The organism is Chryseobacterium candidae (assembly GCF_004916905.1).
GTDB classification, from domain to species: Bacteria; Bacteroidota; Bacteroidia; order Flavobacteriales; family Weeksellaceae; genus Chryseobacterium; species Chryseobacterium candidae.
Map to the genome: position 1 here is coordinate 208,141 of NZ_SDLV01000047.1, position 16,051 is coordinate 224,191.

At 36.6% G+C, this 16,051-nt stretch carries 18 protein-coding genes; 3 read left to right on the forward strand and 15 right to left on the reverse strand.

Annotation, left to right across the window (positions count from 1 at the left end; genetic code table 11):
* Position 1: 1 nt before the first annotated feature.
* The 8 genes from EK417_RS18555 to mraZ form a co-directional block, all read right to left on the reverse strand.
* Positions 2-1,240: an FtsW/RodA/SpoVE family cell cycle protein gene (locus EK417_RS18555; RefSeq protein ID WP_076595269.1), complete on the reverse strand. Its 1,239-nt coding sequence runs from the start codon at positions 1,238-1,240 to the stop codon at positions 2-4.
* 64 nt (positions 1,241-1,304) lie between these two features.
* Positions 1,305-2,630, reverse strand: coding sequence for a UDP-N-acetylmuramoyl-L-alanine--D-glutamate ligase (gene murD / locus EK417_RS18560; RefSeq protein WP_136523001.1), 1,326 nt, complete (start codon positions 2,628-2,630; stop codon positions 1,305-1,307).
* Between the two features lie 62 nt (positions 2,631-2,692).
* A complete protein-coding gene (gene mraY / locus EK417_RS18565) occupies positions 2,693-3,934 on the reverse strand; it encodes a phospho-N-acetylmuramoyl-pentapeptide-transferase (RefSeq protein WP_076595271.1) in 1,242 nt (413 codons plus the stop codon).
* 77 nt (positions 3,935-4,011) lie between these two features.
* Positions 4,012-5,472, reverse strand: a complete 1,461-nt coding sequence (locus EK417_RS18570) for a UDP-N-acetylmuramoyl-L-alanyl-D-glutamate--2,6-diaminopimelate ligase (protein WP_136523002.1) — start codon at positions 5,470-5,472, stop codon at positions 4,012-4,014.
* 58 nt (positions 5,473-5,530) lie between these two features.
* A complete protein-coding gene (locus tag EK417_RS18575; protein ID WP_110367484.1) occupies positions 5,531-7,522 on the reverse strand; it encodes a penicillin-binding transpeptidase domain-containing protein in 1,992 nt (663 codons plus the stop codon).
* Positions 7,506-7,871 (reverse strand): FtsL-like putative cell division protein, encoded by a 366-nt coding sequence (locus EK417_RS18580; protein ID WP_002981890.1) that lies wholly within the window; start codon positions 7,869-7,871, stop codon positions 7,506-7,508. Before EK417_RS18580 ends, EK417_RS18575 begins: the two co-directional genes overlap by 17 nt.
* A gap of 74 nt (positions 7,872-7,945) precedes the next feature.
* Positions 7,946-8,839: a 16S rRNA (cytosine(1402)-N(4))-methyltransferase RsmH gene (rsmH, locus tag EK417_RS18585; RefSeq protein ID WP_076595275.1), complete on the reverse strand. Its 894-nt coding sequence runs from the start codon at positions 8,837-8,839 to the stop codon at positions 7,946-7,948.
* Positions 8,840-8,890: 51 nt separating this feature from the next.
* Positions 8,891-9,349 (reverse strand): division/cell wall cluster transcriptional repressor MraZ, encoded by a 459-nt coding sequence (gene mraZ / locus EK417_RS18590; RefSeq protein ID WP_041461948.1) that lies wholly within the window; start codon positions 9,347-9,349, stop codon positions 8,891-8,893.
* Between the two features lie 272 nt (positions 9,350-9,621).
* Here mraZ and EK417_RS18595 point away from each other — a divergent pair, with 272 nt between their 5' ends.
* The 3 genes from EK417_RS18595 to EK417_RS18605 all read left to right on the forward strand — a co-directional run bounded on the left by EK417_RS18595 (position 9,622) and on the right by EK417_RS18605 (position 11,515).
* On the forward strand, positions 9,622-10,383 hold the full coding sequence (locus tag EK417_RS18595; RefSeq protein WP_136523003.1) for an alpha/beta fold hydrolase: 762 nt from the start codon (positions 9,622-9,624) through the stop codon (positions 10,381-10,383).
* Between the two features lie 63 nt (positions 10,384-10,446).
* Positions 10,447-11,070 (forward strand): ribosome biogenesis GTP-binding protein YihA/YsxC, encoded by a 624-nt coding sequence (yihA, locus tag EK417_RS18600; RefSeq protein ID WP_076595277.1) that lies wholly within the window; start codon positions 10,447-10,449, stop codon positions 11,068-11,070.
* A complete protein-coding gene (locus EK417_RS18605; protein WP_076595278.1) occupies positions 11,063-11,515 on the forward strand; it encodes a GNAT family N-acetyltransferase in 453 nt (150 codons plus the stop codon). Before yihA ends, EK417_RS18605 begins: the two co-directional genes overlap by 8 nt.
* 56 nt (positions 11,516-11,571) lie before the next feature.
* Here EK417_RS18605 and EK417_RS18610 read toward each other — a convergent pair whose 3' ends face one another.
* From EK417_RS18610 to EK417_RS18640, 7 genes are read right to left on the reverse strand one after another with little or no spacing between them, the layout of a single operon-like run.
* Positions 11,572-12,465, reverse strand: coding sequence for a hypothetical protein (locus EK417_RS18610; RefSeq protein ID WP_136523004.1), 894 nt, complete (start codon positions 12,463-12,465; stop codon positions 11,572-11,574).
* 10 nt (positions 12,466-12,475) lie between these two features.
* On the reverse strand, positions 12,476-13,816 hold the full coding sequence (locus tag EK417_RS18615) for a DUF4200 domain-containing protein (RefSeq protein ID WP_136523005.1): 1,341 nt from the start codon (positions 13,814-13,816) through the stop codon (positions 12,476-12,478).
* A gap of 6 nt (positions 13,817-13,822) precedes the next feature.
* A complete protein-coding gene (locus EK417_RS18620; RefSeq protein ID WP_110367487.1) occupies positions 13,823-14,230 on the reverse strand; it encodes a hypothetical protein in 408 nt (135 codons plus the stop codon).
* A 7-nt stretch (positions 14,231-14,237) separates the two neighbouring features.
* The gene (locus tag EK417_RS18625; RefSeq protein ID WP_110367488.1) at positions 14,238-14,636 is read right to left on the reverse strand and encodes a DUF6804 family protein; all 399 of its coding nucleotides are present in this window, start codon (positions 14,634-14,636) and stop codon (positions 14,238-14,240) included.
* Between the two features lie 11 nt (positions 14,637-14,647).
* Complete coding sequence (locus tag EK417_RS18630) at positions 14,648-14,863, reverse strand: TM2 domain-containing protein (protein WP_076595283.1); 216 nt, start codon at positions 14,861-14,863, stop codon at positions 14,648-14,650.
* 3 nt (positions 14,864-14,866) lie between these two features.
* The gene (locus tag EK417_RS18635; protein ID WP_110367489.1) at positions 14,867-15,493 is read right to left on the reverse strand and encodes a PH domain-containing protein; all 627 of its coding nucleotides are present in this window, start codon (positions 15,491-15,493) and stop codon (positions 14,867-14,869) included.
* Between the two features lie 15 nt (positions 15,494-15,508).
* On the reverse strand, positions 15,509-16,045 hold the full coding sequence (locus EK417_RS18640) for an SH3 domain-containing protein (protein WP_083688788.1): 537 nt from the start codon (positions 16,043-16,045) through the stop codon (positions 15,509-15,511).
* Positions 16,046-16,051: the final 6 nt, after the last annotated feature.

The following is a 16,051-nucleotide window of genomic DNA, read 5'->3' on the forward strand; positions in this document are numbered from 1 at the left end:
TTTAAGCGATATCGTTTATTTCTGCTATACTTTGTTTTTTACCCATTCCTTCTTCATCATAAATCTGAATCCTAGAGCTTATATTTAAAATAATGCCTAACTGCAAATAGGTAACCAGCATTGAGGTTCCTCCGTAACTGATCAAAGGCAGCGGCTGCCCTGTTACCGGGATCAGGTTTACAGCAACGGCTATATTTACCGAAAGCTGGATAAAGATCATTACCCCGAGACTGAGCACAAGCAACGATCCGAAGAAGGCTGGCATTTTACTGGCAATCATTACAATCCTTATCATCATGATCAGGTATAAACAGATCAGGAAAGCCGCTCCTATAACTCCATACTCTTCTACGATGACCGCGAAAATAAAGTCGGAGGCCGATTGCGGAAGCATTTGTTTTAAGGCACTTTTTCCAGGTCCCATTCCGGTAATTCCTCCGTGAACAATGGCTGCCTTGGCCTGCATTACCTGGTAATTTTTCGCTTTTACGCTTTCATCATCTACATCAGCTGATTTTGCTTTGCTTGAGGTAAATGTTTCGATCCTGCTCATCCATGTATGTACACGGTTTCCGCCAATCATGTTCGTATTAAGGGCAATTAATAAAAATAACACAATGGCTACAAATGACGCAGAGATAAATCCTGCAATGTATTTCCAGTGAAGCTGTCCTATAACGAGAACGATTACGGATACCATCAGAATCATTAATGCCGTTGAACCGTTATCTTTGGCTACCAGTACAAAGACAAGCAGAATAGGCCCGAAAATATACATGATATTCTCTATCGGAAGCCTTTCTCTGGTGATCTTCTTGGTTAAATATCTGCACAGGTAGATGATCAGCATTAAAAACGCAAATGAGGAAGGCTGGAAAGAGATCGGTGTTCCCGGGATTTTCAGCCATCTGGAAGCACTGGCTCCGTCAATAGTCTGTCCGGTAAACATGGTAACGATCAACAGAATAATCATCAGGCCGAGCAGAATACTGCTGAGCTTTCCGATGTATTCGTATTTTATAGTTCCTACCAGTCTCATAATGGCTAGACCCAGGACTACAAAGAACATGTGTTTGATAACGTGGCCTGTTGTGGTCCCGTTATTGACAATGTATTCAAGATTTGAACTTGCAGAGTATACGGGGAAGATAGAGAAAATGGAGATCACAAGGATGACCATCCAAAGTACTTTATCGCCCTTTAGAAATTCAAATCTGCTTTCTGTGTTCTGTTCGTCCATAATTTTGTATTGATGCATGATGTACAAAGTAAAATGTACTTTTTACATCTGACATTTTACATTTTTACTTTAATACCTGTTGTTTAAACTGGCGTCCTCTGTCTTCATAGCTTTTGAACAAGTCAAAGCTTGCGCAGCATGGAGATAATAAGACCGTATCGCCTTTTTTAGCCAGTGATTTTGATACTTTCACGGCTTCTTCCATGCTTGAAGTATCATAAATAAACTCTTTCTTATCTTTAAAGAAATCGACGATCTTCTTGTTATCTACTCCAAGGCAAACAATTGCCTTTACTTTTCTTTTGACTAAATCTTCAATTTCGGTATAGTCGTTTCCTTTATCTAAGCCACCAACAATCCAAACAGTTGGCGTTTTCATACTTTCTAAGGCGTAGTAAGTAGCATTCACATTGGTTGCTTTACTGTCATTGATGTATTTTACGTTATCAATTTCAGTAACGAACTCTAATCTATGCTCTACGGCCTGGAATGTCATCAATGAATGTCTGATACTTTCATTGTTGATTTTTAAGATCTTACCGGCAATGGATGCAGCTAAGCTGTTGGCCACATTGTGATTTCCCAGCAGAGACAATTCTTCAACTTTCATTGAGAATTCGTCTTTCATTTTTACTACAATTTCATCATTATTAATGAATCCTCCTTCTGTCAGCTTCTCTTTGATAGAGAAAGGAATCATTTTCGCCTTTATTTCAAGCTTTTCAAGAAGATTTTTACTCATTTCGTCATCTTTGTTATAGATGAAGAAGTTATCATTCTCCTGATTTTCCGTGATTCTGAATTTGGCCAGAGCATATTCTTCATAATTGTAGTTGTACTGATCCAGGTGATCCTGAGAAAGATTCAACAATAAAGAAATATATGGTCTGAAATTCTGAATATCATCCAGCTGGAAAGAGCTTACTTCCAGTACATAATATTCATGATTTTCATCTGCAACCTGCCTGGCAAAGCTGTATCCTATATTTCCTCCCAAACCTACATTCAATCCGTCATTTTTCAGGATATAATAGATCAGGGACGTGGTGGTTGTTTTTCCGTTGCTTCCGGTAATGGCAATGATCTTTGCATCTGTAAATTCAGAAGCAAATTCAATTTCAGAGGAAAGTCTGATTCCTTTTTCATGAATTTTATGAATGATGTCTGCCTTTTTCGGAATTCCCGGGCTTTTTACGATCCAGTCAGCATTTAAAATTCTTTCTTCATCGTGGTTTACTTCTTCAAATTCAATTTCATTATCGGTAAGAAACTGCTTATAGTTATCCTTAATGGCTCCTTTATCTGAAAGAAATACTTCCAGACCTTTTTTCTTAGCCAGATAAGCAGCTCCGCATCCGCTTTCTCCACCTCCTAAAACAACTATTTTCATATTATAAAAGCTTTATGCTATAGGCTTTAAGCTTTATGCTTATTGCTTACAGCTTTTAATTTTTATCTCATTTTTAGTGTGATCAGACATACAATCGCCAATATTACTCCAATGATGATCATTCGGTTTACGATTTTGCTCTCGTGGAAACCTTCTTTCTGATAATGATGGTGTAATGGTGACATTTTGAATAGTCTGTTGTTTTGAGCATATTCCAGCCCGAATTTTCTTTTTCTGTATTTGAAAACAACTACCTGAAGCATTACAGACAGGTTTTCAATTAAGAAGATTCCGCACAATACAGGAATCAGCAGTTCTTTTCTTAAAATAATGGCCAAAACGGCTATCACGCCTCCCAGCATCAGACTTCCGGTATCTCCCATGAAAACCTGCGCGGGATAGGTGTTGTACCAGAAGAATCCGATCACGGCACCTACCATTGCCACGGCGAAAATGGTGGTTTCCCCCATGTTGGGAAGGAACATGATATTGAGGTAGTCTGCAAAGATGATGTTCCCTGAAAGGTAAGCGAAAAGAGCCAGTGTAAGTAATATAATGGCACTTGTTCCTGCTGCGAGACCGTCAATTCCATCGGTGATATTAGCTCCGTTTGAAACGGCTGTTACAATGAAGATCACGATAGGAATAAAGACAATCCATGCCCACTCATGGGCATCTTTATCATTCATCCAAAACAAAATTCCACTATAGTCGAACTCATTATTTTTGGCAAAAGGAACGGTGGAAACAGTGATTTTTTCTGTAGGCATAAAGTTTTGCTCTACATTATTTCGGTTCACCACCTTGGCATCTGCATATTTTCTTTTAACGGTAATATCAGGGTGGAAATACATTGTAATTCCGACAATTAGCCCTAAACCAACCTGTCCTACAATTTTAAATTTACCACTTAAACCGTCTTTGTTTTTTTTAATTTTCTTTAAGTAATCGTCCAGAAAACCAATAGCACCCATCCAGAACATTGAAACAAGCAACAGAACGATATACACATTGGTAATTCTTGTAAACAGCAATACCGGAATGATGGTTGCCAGAATAATAATAAGGCCTCCCATGGTAGGGGTTCCCTCTTTTTGTTTCTGCCCGTCCAATCCCAGATCTCGTACCAATTCTCCCATTTGTTTTGTTCTCAGGTAATTGATGACTCTTTTTCCGTAGACAAGAGCAATAATCAATGAGAATAATACAGCCATTCCGGCACGAAAAGAAATGTATTTCAACATTCCTAATCCCGGAACGTGAATTCCATGGTTGGTTAGATATTCGTATAGATAGTATAGCATAGTTTCAATTGTTAATAAATGATAATTGATAATTGATGAATGATTGAGCAATTATTCTTTCAGTTATCACTTGTAATTTATTTGCTCATTAATTTCCAAAGCTCATTAATTACTTCTTTGTCATCAAAATGATGTTTCACACCATTGATCTCCTGATAGGTTTCGTGGCCTTTGCCGGCAACTAAAACAATATCTTTGGGTTCTGCAAACTTGATGGCCATTTTTATGGCTTCTTTTCTGTCCGGAATTGAAGTGTATTTGCTGAAATTCTGAGGTTCAACACCTGCTTCAATTTCTTTGATGATCTGTGCAGGATCTTCTGTTCTCGGATTGTCTGAAGTGATGATTGCCAGGGTTGATTTTTTAGTGGCAATATTTCCCATTTCAGGTCTTTTTGAGTGATCTCTGTCTCCTCCACAACCGAATACAGTAATTAATCTTTCGTTTTTGGTTCTGATATCGTTAATGCTGTCCAGGATGTTTTCCAAAGCATCCGGAGTGTGTGCATAGTCTACGATAAAGAATATTCCGCCATCAGATTTGAAGGTTTCAAATCTTCCGGAAACTCTTTTTAACTGGCTGATAGCCTGAAGAATTTCATCCTGCTGAAAGCCGAGTTCAGCAGCAATTCCGAAGACAAGCAGTAAATTATATACATTGAATTTCCCGGTAAGGGTCGTCCAGAATTCTTTTCCGTTGAAATTCAACAGCATTCCGTTGAAATCCACTTCCAATAATTTCCCGTGATAGTCTGCCATGGTTTTCAAAGCATAAGACTTCTTTTTAGCCTTGGTGTTCTGAAGCATGACGTTACCATTTTTATCATCTACATTGGTGATAGCGATGGCGGTATCTTCTAATTGATCGAAGAATCTTTTCTTCGTCTTTAAATATTCTTCGAACGTTTTATGATAATCTAAATGATCATGAGTAAGGTTGGTAAAGCCTGCTATTTTGAAGTGTAATCCTTCAATTCTGTTTTGGGCAATTCCGTGGGAGCTTACTTCCATGAAGGCAAATTCACATCCTTTTTCTACCGCTTCAGCCAAAATTCTGTTGATGGTAATAACATCCGGAGTGGTGTGGGTAGCCGGAATAACCTCTTCACCAATTCTGATTTCAACAGTAGAAAGTAAAGCAGCCGGATATCCAAGGTTTTTGAAAATATCAAAAAGAAGTGTGGAAACGGATGTTTTTCCGTTAGTTCCTGTAACTCCTATCAGTTTTAACTTCTGAGAAGGGTTTCCATAGAAATTAGAAGCAAGGTGGCCTAAGGTTTTAGATGAATCTTTTACCTGAATATACGTTACATTTTCAACCAAAGTTTCGGGAAATTCTTCGCAAACGATTGCTGCAGCTCCTTTTTCAATAGCAGATGCAATGAATGAGTGACCATCCACCACCGTTCCTCTCATCGCAATGTAAAGAGCGTTTTCTGTAACCTTTCTGCTGTCGATCACCAATTCAGTAACCTCACGGTTGTTGTCACCGTGGATTTCCATTACTGGGATTCTGTTTACTAATTCTGTTATAATCATCTTTATCAATAAGGCTTTGCCTTATTCTGGTTTAAATGGTCCTTCCGGAACCTTGGTTTTAATTTTGCAGAGACAAATAAATTCTCTGGTTTTTACTGATTGTTGTGCCTTCCAGAGGGAATTGTTCTTTAATTCTTCCTACTCCTTTATAATCGACACGGTAGCCTAAGTTTTCCAGCTGTGGGATTACGTTTTTCCCGATTAATCCTACTACATTAGGCATTTGCTTATCATTGACGGCTACTTTAACATTAGGTTCTACCATTTTGCTCAGGTTTACCTTTTTGTCTACGAGCATTTCTTTTTCAATATTCTGAGGTGTTTTCAGGAATGTTTTTCCTGCAATTTCTTTAAACACCGGTGCTGAAACGGAACCTCCATAAAATCCTTTTGCGGTATTAGGCTCACTGATCATTACATAGCACGTATATTTTGGGGCATCAGCCGGATAGAATCCTGCAAATGATGCACGGTATTTCATTGGGCCAGGCAGCCAGTATTCAAATCTTGCAGTACCTGTTTTTCCTGCCATTTTCAGGTTAGGAGTAAAAATACTTCGTCCTGTTCCTTTTTCTACAGCTTTGGTTAAAGCGCTGGTCATCATTTTAATCGCTTTTTCAGAAGCCATTTTGTTTACCATTACTTCAGGTTTTGCGCTGTACATTACTTTTCCGTCTTTCATGATTTTATCAATGAATAAGGGCTTAAGCATTTTACCTCCATTGGCAACTCCGTTGTAGAAAGTTGTCAGCTGCAGCAGGTTGATGTTGGAAGAGTACCCGTAAGAAATGGAAGCCAGCGTTGCTGCATTCCATCTTTTATTTTGTGGAGTTACGATCTTCGGTTTTGTGATTCCCGGAAGTTCTATATCCATTTTATCGAATAATTTCCAACGTTTCAGGTGGTCAAGGAAAATCTGAGGCTTTTCTGCATAATACTTTGTAATCAGTTTTGAAGTTCCTACGTTACTGGACTTTGCCAATACATCACTGATATCATATGTTCCTCCTCCGTGGCCGTCAGAGATTCTCTGTTTTGCATATACCCAGACTCCGTTTCCTACGTTTACCGTTGTGTTTTCATCAATGAATCCGTCGTCCATTGCTGCTAAAAGCGAAATGGTTTTAAAAGTAGATCCAGGTTCGATATTATCTTTCAGCGCATAGTTGTAAGAGTCTTCGTAATCTCCTGATTCTGTTCTTCTTAAATTGACAAGAGCACGTACTTTTCCGGTTTCAACTTCCATGACAATTACGGTCCCGTGTTTTGCCTCAAAATTAATCAGCTGTTTCTCAAGAGCGGAGTGCGCAATATCCTGAATTCTAAGGTCTAAAGTGGTATACACATCTTCTCCGTCTACCGGTTCCTGCACCTTCCAGAAGTCGATAGGCTTCCATTGGGAAGAATTTATTCTTTGCTCCAGTCTTTTTCCGTCTGTTCCGGTTAAATATTTTGAGAATGCACCTTCCAGCCCGGATTTAAGCTCGCCGTTATCCATACCGATAGTTCCGGCACCGATTTCCGAAGTAGCCAATTCTCTTTTATAGTTTCGGTCAACGATAAATCCTCCTTTATTTTTCCCTTTTTTGAAGATCGGGAACTTTCGGATTCTGTCGTACTGATCGAAATCAAGACCTTTTACTAAAGTATAATACTGGTTTTTCTTTTTCTTCTGCTCGTCAAACTTCTGTCTGAATTCTCCTCTTGATTTTCCGAACATTTTGCTCAGAGAATCAGTAAGTGCTCCGATGTTGTTGGAATACACCGTGTCTTTCATTGTTTTGAAGTCAAGATAGATGTCATATCGCATTACAGTGGTAGCGAGAATTGAGCCGTCGGACGCAAAAAGGTTACCGCGGGCAGCTTTTAAAGTGGCTTCACGATAGTTTTTATTAATGTAATCATCCTTTATTTCCTGAACATTGGTATTCTGAAGGACTACAATTCTTGCCAGGAACATGACAAACACGCACAAAGCTACCACTGCAAAGAGGTAGCCCCATCGTAATGTTTTCTTACGTTTATTGTCGTATTCATTTTGCTTTTGCATCTGTACTGTCCAGTTTTATTAGCAATTTGTGAGGATGGTTTTCCAGGGTCATTAGTGAATCCCGGGCAACCTCTTTCCCCAGCTCTGATTCCATTTTTACTTTGATCAGCTTACTCTGGGCGTAAGCGTTTCGTGATTTATATTCTTCTGTTTCTTCCTTTAAGGCGTTTACAATTTTTATTTTTTTATTGACGAGATGGTTAGTATAAATCATGGCCATCATCAGAACAAACAACAAGAGAAAATACTTATAATGTATTTTGATCTCATCACGATTCAGAAAGTTTCCTTTTATAATGTCTATAAAAGTGAGTCTTTTCTGGGGGCGATTTGTTGTTCTTTTTGCCAAAGTTTTGTTTATAATTGATTAATGATAAATGATGATCGATATTTTAAAATCATTTATCAATTATCTGTTATCATTTATACTTTAATTCCTGTTCTCATCTTGGCACTTCTTGCTCTTGAGTTTTCTTCAATTTCCCGGTCATCAGGAATGATTGCTTTACTCTTTATCAATTCAAATGCCTTTTTATAATTTCCGTAGATATCTCTTTCCGGTTCTCCTTCAAACATTCCGTTTTTCAGGAATCTTTTTACCAAACGGTCTTCTAAGGAGTGATAAGAAATAACCACTAATCTTCCTTCCGGTTTCAATACATTAAAAGCCTGAACCAGCATTTCTTTCAATACTTCAAGTTCCTGGTTGACTTCAATTCTTATCGCCTGAAAAAGCTGAGCATAGAATTTATTCACCTTGTGGGGCGGAATATAGCTGAACAATTTTTTCAGATCTTCCGTAGTGTCTATACTTTTTGTTTTTCTGTGATGAACAATTTCTCTCGCCAGCTTTCTTGCTTCTCTTAATTCTCCATAGTGATAGAAAAGATCTGCAAGTTCACTTTCTTCATATTCATTAATCACTCTTTTGGCATCCAGATTCTGCATTACATTCATTCTCATATCCAAAGGAGCATTGCTTCTTGTGGAGAAACCTCTGTCTGCTTCATCAAACTGGTGGGAAGACACGCCTAAGTCTGCCAAAACACCATCCACCTGTGAAACTCCATACATCAGCAAAGAGTTTTCCAGAAATCTGAAATTCTGATTCACTAATGTAAACCTTGGGTCATCAATTGTATTTTTAAGTGCATCCAGGTCCTGATCAAAACTGAACAATCTCCCTTTGTCGGAAAGTCTGCTCAGGATTTCTCTTGAGTGGCCTCCGCCTCCAAAGGTGCAGTCCACATATATTCCGTCAGGATTCGTCACCAAATCATCAACACTCTGCTTCAACAAAACGGGGTTATGATACATGCTTAATTGTGTTTTTTATTTACTATATAATCAATTAATAACCTACTCCAGTTATTCTTCATCGAAAGAGCCCATTACATCTTCAGCCAGGCTTGCAAAATCAGCTTCGTTGGTAGCAATTACCTTCTCATAGGCATCTTTGTCCCAAATCTCAAAGAGCTCTCCTGCACTGGTAATCACAATGTCTTTCTGAAGATTTGCGAAAACCGTAAGGTCTTTAGAGATCTGTAATCTTCCTGCATTATCCAACTCTACTGTTTTTACTCCTGCTGTAAACATTCGTATGAAATCAGCATTCTTTTTTATGAATCTGTTCAGTTTATTAATTTTGCCCATCAGTTTGTCCCATGCATTCATAGGGTAAACTTCCAGGCAGGGTTGGAACACAGATCTTTTGACTACAAACGCCTTATCGTCGAAGTTTTCCATCTGTTTGATTAAAGATGAAGGAACTTTTAAGCGGCCTTTGTCGTCAATTTTACACTCATATGTCCCAATGAAATTTTTCATTTGGGACAAATTTATATAATAATTTCCAAAATTTCCCACTTTTTCCCACTTTTTGACTCAATGTTAATAAGTTTTATTAAAGATTGAATTTCAATAATGTAAAATACTGATATGAAGATACTTGCTAAAAGTCTTATTTAGGCCATAATAAAGAGGTTTTGAAAAAAAAAGTTAAAAAGGAGAATATTATATTATTTTTATCTTAAATTAGGATAATCAAAATTTTTTTGAGGTTTAATTTGTATTTTTGCAGGGCTTTATTAAGGCGTTTTATGATATTTAGTACAAAAAAAGAAAAGAAATATTCCTATGTAGAAGCGGGAGAAGGACATCCATTGGTGCTGTTGCACGGGTTAATGGGTGGTTTGAGTAATTTCGATAAAATGGTAGATTTTTTTTCGGATAGAGGCTTCAAAGTATATGTTCCTCAGCTGCCGATCTATGATCTGCCGGTACTCAATACCAACCTTACCACTATCGCAAAATATATAATCAAGTTTATAGAAAGTCATATTGAGAGACCTGTCTCTATTGTAGGAAACTCAATGGGCGGTCATGTAGGGCTTATTTTAACTTTGGCAAGACCGGATCTGGTAAAGAATCTTGTTCTTACAGGAAGTTCCGGGTTGTATGAAAGGACTTTCGGAGACAGCTTTCCGAGAAAGAATGACCGTTCATATATCAGAAAGAAAACGGAAGAAGTTTTCTATGATCCAAAGGTAGCAACAGAAGATCTTGTAGATGAAGTTTTTGCAGTGGTGAATGACAGAATGAAAGGAATCAAGACGGTAATGCTGGCGAGAAGTGCCATTAAACACAACATGCTGCACGATCTTCCGAAGATTGTGACGCCTACCTGTCTGATCTGGGGTAAACAGGATAATGTGACTCCTCCTGAAGTGGCAGAAGATATGCACAAGTTTATTCCGAATTCCGATTTATTCTGGATTGATAAATGCGGCCATGCAGCCATGATGGAAAAACCGGATGAATTCAATGAAATCCTGTACAACTGGATAAAAGATAAAGTTTAAAACATATAAGTAACCATTAAGAGCTTTTCTTAATGGTTTATTTTTCTAAAATACATTCAAAAAATGATTATCAAAACAGCAGAGTTTGTAAAGAGTAGCGGAAAATGGCAGGAATGCCCGGAACCAAATATTCCCGAATATGCTTTTATCGGAAGATCGAACGTAGGAAAATCATCACTGATCAATGCCATGATGAATCATAAAGATCTGGCTAAAACATCACAGACCCCGGGAAAAACCCAGCTGATCAATCATTTTTTAGTGAACGAAAACTGGTATCTTACTGATTTACCAGGATATGGCTATGCAAAGGTTTCAAAAGTTCAGCGAAAGGATTTCGAAAAGCTGATTACCAATTATATTCTGAACAGAAGAAATCTTGTTAACCTTTTTGTTCTGGTAGATGTGAGACATACTCCGCAGAAAATTGATCTGGAATTCATCCAGTGGTGTGGTGAAAGCGGAATACCGTTTTCCATTGTCTTCACAAAGGCAGATAAACTGAAACCGAATGCGGTTATCAAAAACGTTGAAGACTATAAAGCCGAGCTTCATAAAACATGGGAAGATCTTCCCGAATTGTATATTACCTCAGCAGAAAAGAAGGAGGGAGGCGATAACATTCTTGATTTTATCCAAAAGACCAATGATTTTTTAAAGAATAATAATATAAGCTTCGATGAGTAGTAATATGATCTGGAAAATTAAAACATTTGATGAGTTTACGGTTCCGGAATTATATGCAGTACTGAAGGCACGAATTGATGTTTTCGTTATTGAGCAGAACTGTCCTTATCCTGATCTGGATAATTATGATCAGAAGGCAGTGCACATCTGGGCTGAAGAGGGCGGGCAGGTTTTAGCCTATTGCCGTGTTTTTGATAAAGGCATAAAATATGAGGAAACTTCTATCGGCAGAGTTCTGACAACAGAGCATGCGAGAGGTAAAAGCCTGGGAAAGCAATTGATACAATATGCTGTGGAAACTATAGAAAACCGTTTTCATACTTCTGAAATCAAAATATCTGCACAGGATTATCTTTTAAGATTTTACAGTGGGTTCGGATTTGTAGATACAGGGAAGAAATATCTGGAAGATGATATTCCGCATACGGAAATGATAAGAAAATAAAAAAGCGGAGAATAAATTTCTTCGCTTTTTTGATAGTTAATTATATTGTGTTTGTTTTATTTTCCTGAAATCGCTTTTAAGATGATAGGCTCCAGATTGGAAGGAAGATCGGCAGATTTGATTTGATACTTTGTAATTTTCATTTCTTTAAACCAGTTTTCCCAATACTCTTTAATAACAGCTTCTTCAAAAGGGTTTCCTTTTTCGGGATTGATTCCTAAAACAATGACTTCGAGATTACTCAGATTTTCATTCGCTTTTACAAATCCATAACCGTTTTTTTCAATGGCATCTTTGAAGTTTGAGGTAGTTAGGTTGTTAGCTTTTACAAGTTTAGTTGTTAGATAAGACGTTTTGTGTGAGTTTTCCTTGTTTTCGTCAAACTTGGTGTTTTGATGATACATATATCCGTCTGTCAGAATGAACAGAATATTCCTTTTATCTTGTTTTATACAATAATCGTTGACCTTGTTTTTAAAGAATTCCCAAATATCTGAGCCTACAAATTTTCCGTCTTTTATAGCAGACTGATAAATGTTTAAAGGTAATTCAACATATTTTTTATCTACGGAATCAAAATAACTTCTTGGAATGTCTTTATTGAAAGAAACTTTCAGCTCTTTTGTGAAATCATTTATCTTAGGGTCAGAAGGTTCCGGATTGAAGAATATCTGCATCTGATCATCATACGTAATGATTCTTTTTGATTTAATATGGTTTAAAAAACCTTTTTCAATGGCTTTAATATATTCTGTATCCCGCTGAAAATACTGCATTGTAGGATTGGGATTGGTTACAGGATCAATTCTGTCTGACAAATCAATTAAAATACTAAGATTAATATTATTAGAGTCAACTGGCGGCGGGCAATTTGTACAAGGCGGTGGCACTGGTTCTTTGCGGCAAGAAACCAAAGAAATAATGAATAATAAATAGAATATCTTTTTCATAATTTTTCAGTTATAAAGATGATAAATACACTAAATTCTGATTATCGGAATTAGCACCTACGGTTTCTAAATTGGTATTGTAGGTGGCAATACAGTCATCAATCATCGTTTGTTTCTCCGTTTTTGAAACGGCTATTTTCTCACCGATAAAAGTGACCCAGCCCTGTACATATTCCGAAGCATACAATTTGTAATCTTTGGTTGGAATAATTACTCCGTCGATAATATTCTGAAGTTCTTCTATTCTTCCTCGTGTTTTAATGGTGGTTTCTTTTATCGTTCCGATACTGGCAAGGATTTCTTCAATTTCTTTTTTTAGAATATTAATCTTTTCCTGAAAGAATTCAACTTTTTTCTGTCTGATTTCCTGTTCGTTTTTAATCTTATCTTTTTCACGATGTTCTTTCATCACAAAATCGAAAACCAGCCCCCAGATAATGTATACAATAAATCCGGCAAAAATAATTCCCCAAAACTGAATTTTGGTAAAAGCAATCTTAAGATCAAAAGGTGGAGAATTAAAGGTTCTGTTTAATTCATATAATTTTGATTCAATTTCGTAGGCTAAAATGCAATCAAAAATAAATGTTACGATAAATAATAATCCAAGCTTGATATAGTTGGCTCTCGTTTTATTCTCCCAGAACATATGAATCAAATAACCTAATCCAAGAAACACAAACGGAATAAGGGTAACAAAAGCTCCTTCAATAACTCCTTCGTTCCATGCCTTACTGAAAGCCTGTGCATCTAAAACACTCTGGATAATCGTACTTTTTGCATCAAAACTTTTAAAAAAGGCCGAATAAGAAGTTGATATATAGAATGTTCCTAAATATAAGGTGATAGGAATCAAAAGAAAAAATCCGATCCAGAATTTTGCAGAAGCACCTCTTGTCGCTTTTATATTATATTTTTCCGGGTTTCTGGGAAGATCAAGAATTTCAGCCTTTAAATTTTCAATAGTATGTTGGTAATTTTTGATTTCTGAGTCTTTAGTTTTTAATTGTTCCTCTTTGGTCTCCTGTGAAACGAATAAAGCTTTGATTTCAGTTTCCCGGTTTTTCTGTTCGTTTATATAGGATTCTTTCAGGTTTTTCTGCTTTTCAACCATTTCTTTTTCTTCATTCTGAAATTTTGAATAAACAGCATCGAGGCAGATGGATAGAGTAGAATGGTTTCCGTTGGTTCTTGAACTGTCTCTGTAGCCTGTTTCATGATAGGTCCTTTTTCGGGTTTCTTCCGGAGATTCATCGTTCGGATTGTTATTGTTTTTAGATAATGGTTCCGGTGTTGGTTCTATCGGAACGGATTTGAGTTTGAATAAATTTTTTATGCTGGTAGTGTCCATGATGGATTAGTTTTTTAATTCATATAAAATTTCACTTTTGTTCTTTCCGATTCTTACGGCTTCAATGAGATAATCTACAATTGCCGTTGCATTTTCTTCCAAAAAACCAAACATCAGAACGTATTTTCGCATGGCAGAATATTCATTTGGGGAAACAATTCCGTCTGCCCAGATCATAACTGTGAGATCATACAGATAATCTATTTTTTCTTCAATAGATTGGGGAACTAATGATTTAAAATTGATTGGATTTAAAAGAATTTCATCTAAATTTTTTGATGAAATTCCTCTTTCTTCAGCACATTTGTAAAGCATTTTCAATTCTAATGCACTGAAATCGTCATCACAGATTGCCATTTGATACAGTCTTAAAAAATGAGCTTTTAGATTTTCCGTTATATGATTGTTTTCCATGGTGGTATTATTCTTTTGTTTTTTCAGGATTAATGATCCTGTCTCTTGAAACAGTCCTTTGGTGAATGGGTATTGAAGGTTCTGAGGTTTCTTCGGTAATTTCTTCTTCCTTTTTCTGTTCTTTTCTTTCTATGAAACTGATCAATAGGAACAGAATTCCGGTTATGATATCAATGGGAATCCAAATGTTTTTCCGATACAGATAAATAGGGAAAACGGGATTAAAGAGAATGAAAATAACCAGAAAAATTATACTGAAATAATGCTGTTTAGAACTCAACGTATTGTATAGGACCAGTAGAGCTCCAATGGAAATAAGAATTCTGAGGAAAGTATAATATTCTATGGGAAGTCTGAAAATACCGATGAAACAGCATAACGCACAGAAGGTGAGAAATGGTTTCATGATGATGCTGTTTAAAATCCTGTGTTAAAATTATATTTACAATTGAATTGGTTTTCAGACATAAAAATAAGTACGAAGAAATCAAAAAATGCAACTAATGCAGGAATGAAAGTCCAGCAGAATACCAGATAAAGTATTCCCCTACCATTTTGACCTAAGTAAAATCTGTGAATGCCTAATCCTCCCAGGAAAAAAGCAAGTAATGCGGCGGTGGATTTTGATTTCATAATTTAAACTCTTGATAAAACTTCGTTCTTTTTTGTTTCAAACTCTTCAGGAGAAATGATTCCGTTTTCCTTTAGGTCTTTTAACTTCTGCAATAAGGCAAAAGGATCTTCATTTTCTATTAACAATGGTTTTTTTTCCTCCTGAAATTGTTGTGGTTGTGTGATAATAGGAGTAGCATTGTTCACAGTAACTCCTCCTGCTGAAGCTCTCAAAGTTTCAAGATTTTTTTCTCTTCTTACACCACGCATTCTTTCTTCTACTTCCTGTGCAAACTGGTATAATTTTCTGGCTTGGTTTTTAGGCAAATAATCCATCATATTGGTAAAGCTGTTTGTTGTTCTCATGATGAATGTAGCACCAACAATCCCTTCTTTGATGTGGCAATCGGCTATATCTACCCAGTTGTAGTCCTGAAAATCCATGGATAAGCCAAAGTTTTTCGGTCTGCAGAAAATGATTCTTCTGTTCGTTAGGGCAATACAATCGGGAGATAAATTAATTACAGGTTTTTTTTGAACAGCTATATATTCCACAGTTTCTTGTGAGGTTAGAAGGCTGTTGATTCTTCCTAAAAGCTTTTCAACAGCTTGAGGATCCTGTTCTTCATTTAAAAAATTCTTTAAGTTCATATTATTTTGTTTTGATTATTTTACATCTTTATAATAAACATATCCTTGTTTTCCATTTGATTTAACTTGTACTTTGTACCACGAGCCTTCTTTGGAAAGTTGAATCAGTTTGGCTTTTTTAGGCACTGTTGTTATTATTTTAGATTTTAAGGATGGCTTCTCATAAATATTTGTGGCTTCTATCCCTGCAATGTATCTGTTGTTGGAATTAATATTAACATTAACCTCATCAATAAAAACTTTTGGTGGTTTACTGGGTTTTGCTTTTTGGGATTTATAAGAATCAGAAGGCTTGTATTTTTCAGATTCACCTCTTTTACTGGATCTGCCTGATGAAGAACTTCTTCCTGAAGAGCCTCCTCCACAAACCCCACACGTTCCACCACCACTGCAATGCCCGCATCTTGAGCAATTGGAACATGCAGTGCAATAAGCAGAACCTGTACATCTTCCACCATGGCCTGCTATGCTGTCATTGGCTTTAAAACAAGAATTTAAAAGAAATAAGCTAAAGGTCAGTATCAGTATAATGAAAGGGATTAATTTTTTCATGACTAT

Coding starts and splice junctions, on each gene's coding strand:
- EK417_RS18555 (WP_076595269.1), bottom strand. CDS start 1,240: ATGGACGAACAGAACACAGAAAGCAGATTTGAATTTCTAAAGGGCGAT.
- murD (WP_136523001.1), bottom strand. CDS start 2,630: ATGAAAATAGTTGTTTTAGGAGGTGGAGAAAGCGGATGCGGAGCTGCT.
- mraY (WP_076595271.1), bottom strand. CDS start 3,934: ATGCTATACTATCTATACGAATATCTAACCAACCATGGAATTCACGTT.
- EK417_RS18570 (WP_136523002.1), bottom strand. CDS start 5,472: ATGATTATAACAGAATTAGTAAACAGAATCCCAGTAATGGAAATCCAC.
- EK417_RS18575 (WP_110367484.1), bottom strand. CDS start 7,522: ATGCAAAAGCAAAATGAATACGACAATAAACGTAAGAAAACATTACGA.
- rsmH (WP_076595275.1), bottom strand. CDS start 8,839: ATGTATCATAACCCCGTTTTGTTGAAGCAGAGTGTTGATGATTTGGTG.
- mraZ (WP_041461948.1), bottom strand. CDS start 9,349: ATGAAAAATTTCATTGGGACATATGAGTGTAAAATTGACGACAAAGGC.
- EK417_RS18595 (WP_136523003.1), top strand. CDS start 9,622: ATGATATTTAGTACAAAAAAAGAAAAGAAATATTCCTATGTAGAAGCG.
- yihA (WP_076595277.1), top strand. CDS start 10,447: ATGATTATCAAAACAGCAGAGTTTGTAAAGAGTAGCGGAAAATGGCAG.
- EK417_RS18605 (WP_076595278.1), top strand. CDS start 11,063: ATGAGTAGTAATATGATCTGGAAAATTAAAACATTTGATGAGTTTACG.
- EK417_RS18610 (WP_136523004.1), bottom strand. CDS start 12,465: ATGAAAAAGATATTCTATTTATTATTCATTATTTCTTTGGTTTCTTGC.
- EK417_RS18615 (WP_136523005.1), bottom strand. CDS start 13,816: ATGGACACTACCAGCATAAAAAATTTATTCAAACTCAAATCCGTTCCG.
- EK417_RS18620 (WP_110367487.1), bottom strand. CDS start 14,230: ATGGAAAACAATCATATAACGGAAAATCTAAAAGCTCATTTTTTAAGA.
- EK417_RS18625 (WP_110367488.1), bottom strand. CDS start 14,636: ATGAAACCATTTCTCACCTTCTGTGCGTTATGCTGTTTCATCGGTATT.
- EK417_RS18630 (WP_076595283.1), bottom strand. CDS start 14,863: ATGAAATCAAAATCCACCGCCGCATTACTTGCTTTTTTCCTGGGAGGA.
- EK417_RS18635 (WP_110367489.1), bottom strand. CDS start 15,493: ATGAACTTAAAGAATTTTTTAAATGAAGAACAGGATCCTCAAGCTGTT.
- EK417_RS18640 (WP_083688788.1), bottom strand. CDS start 16,045: ATGAAAAAATTAATCCCTTTCATTATACTGATACTGACCTTTAGCTTA.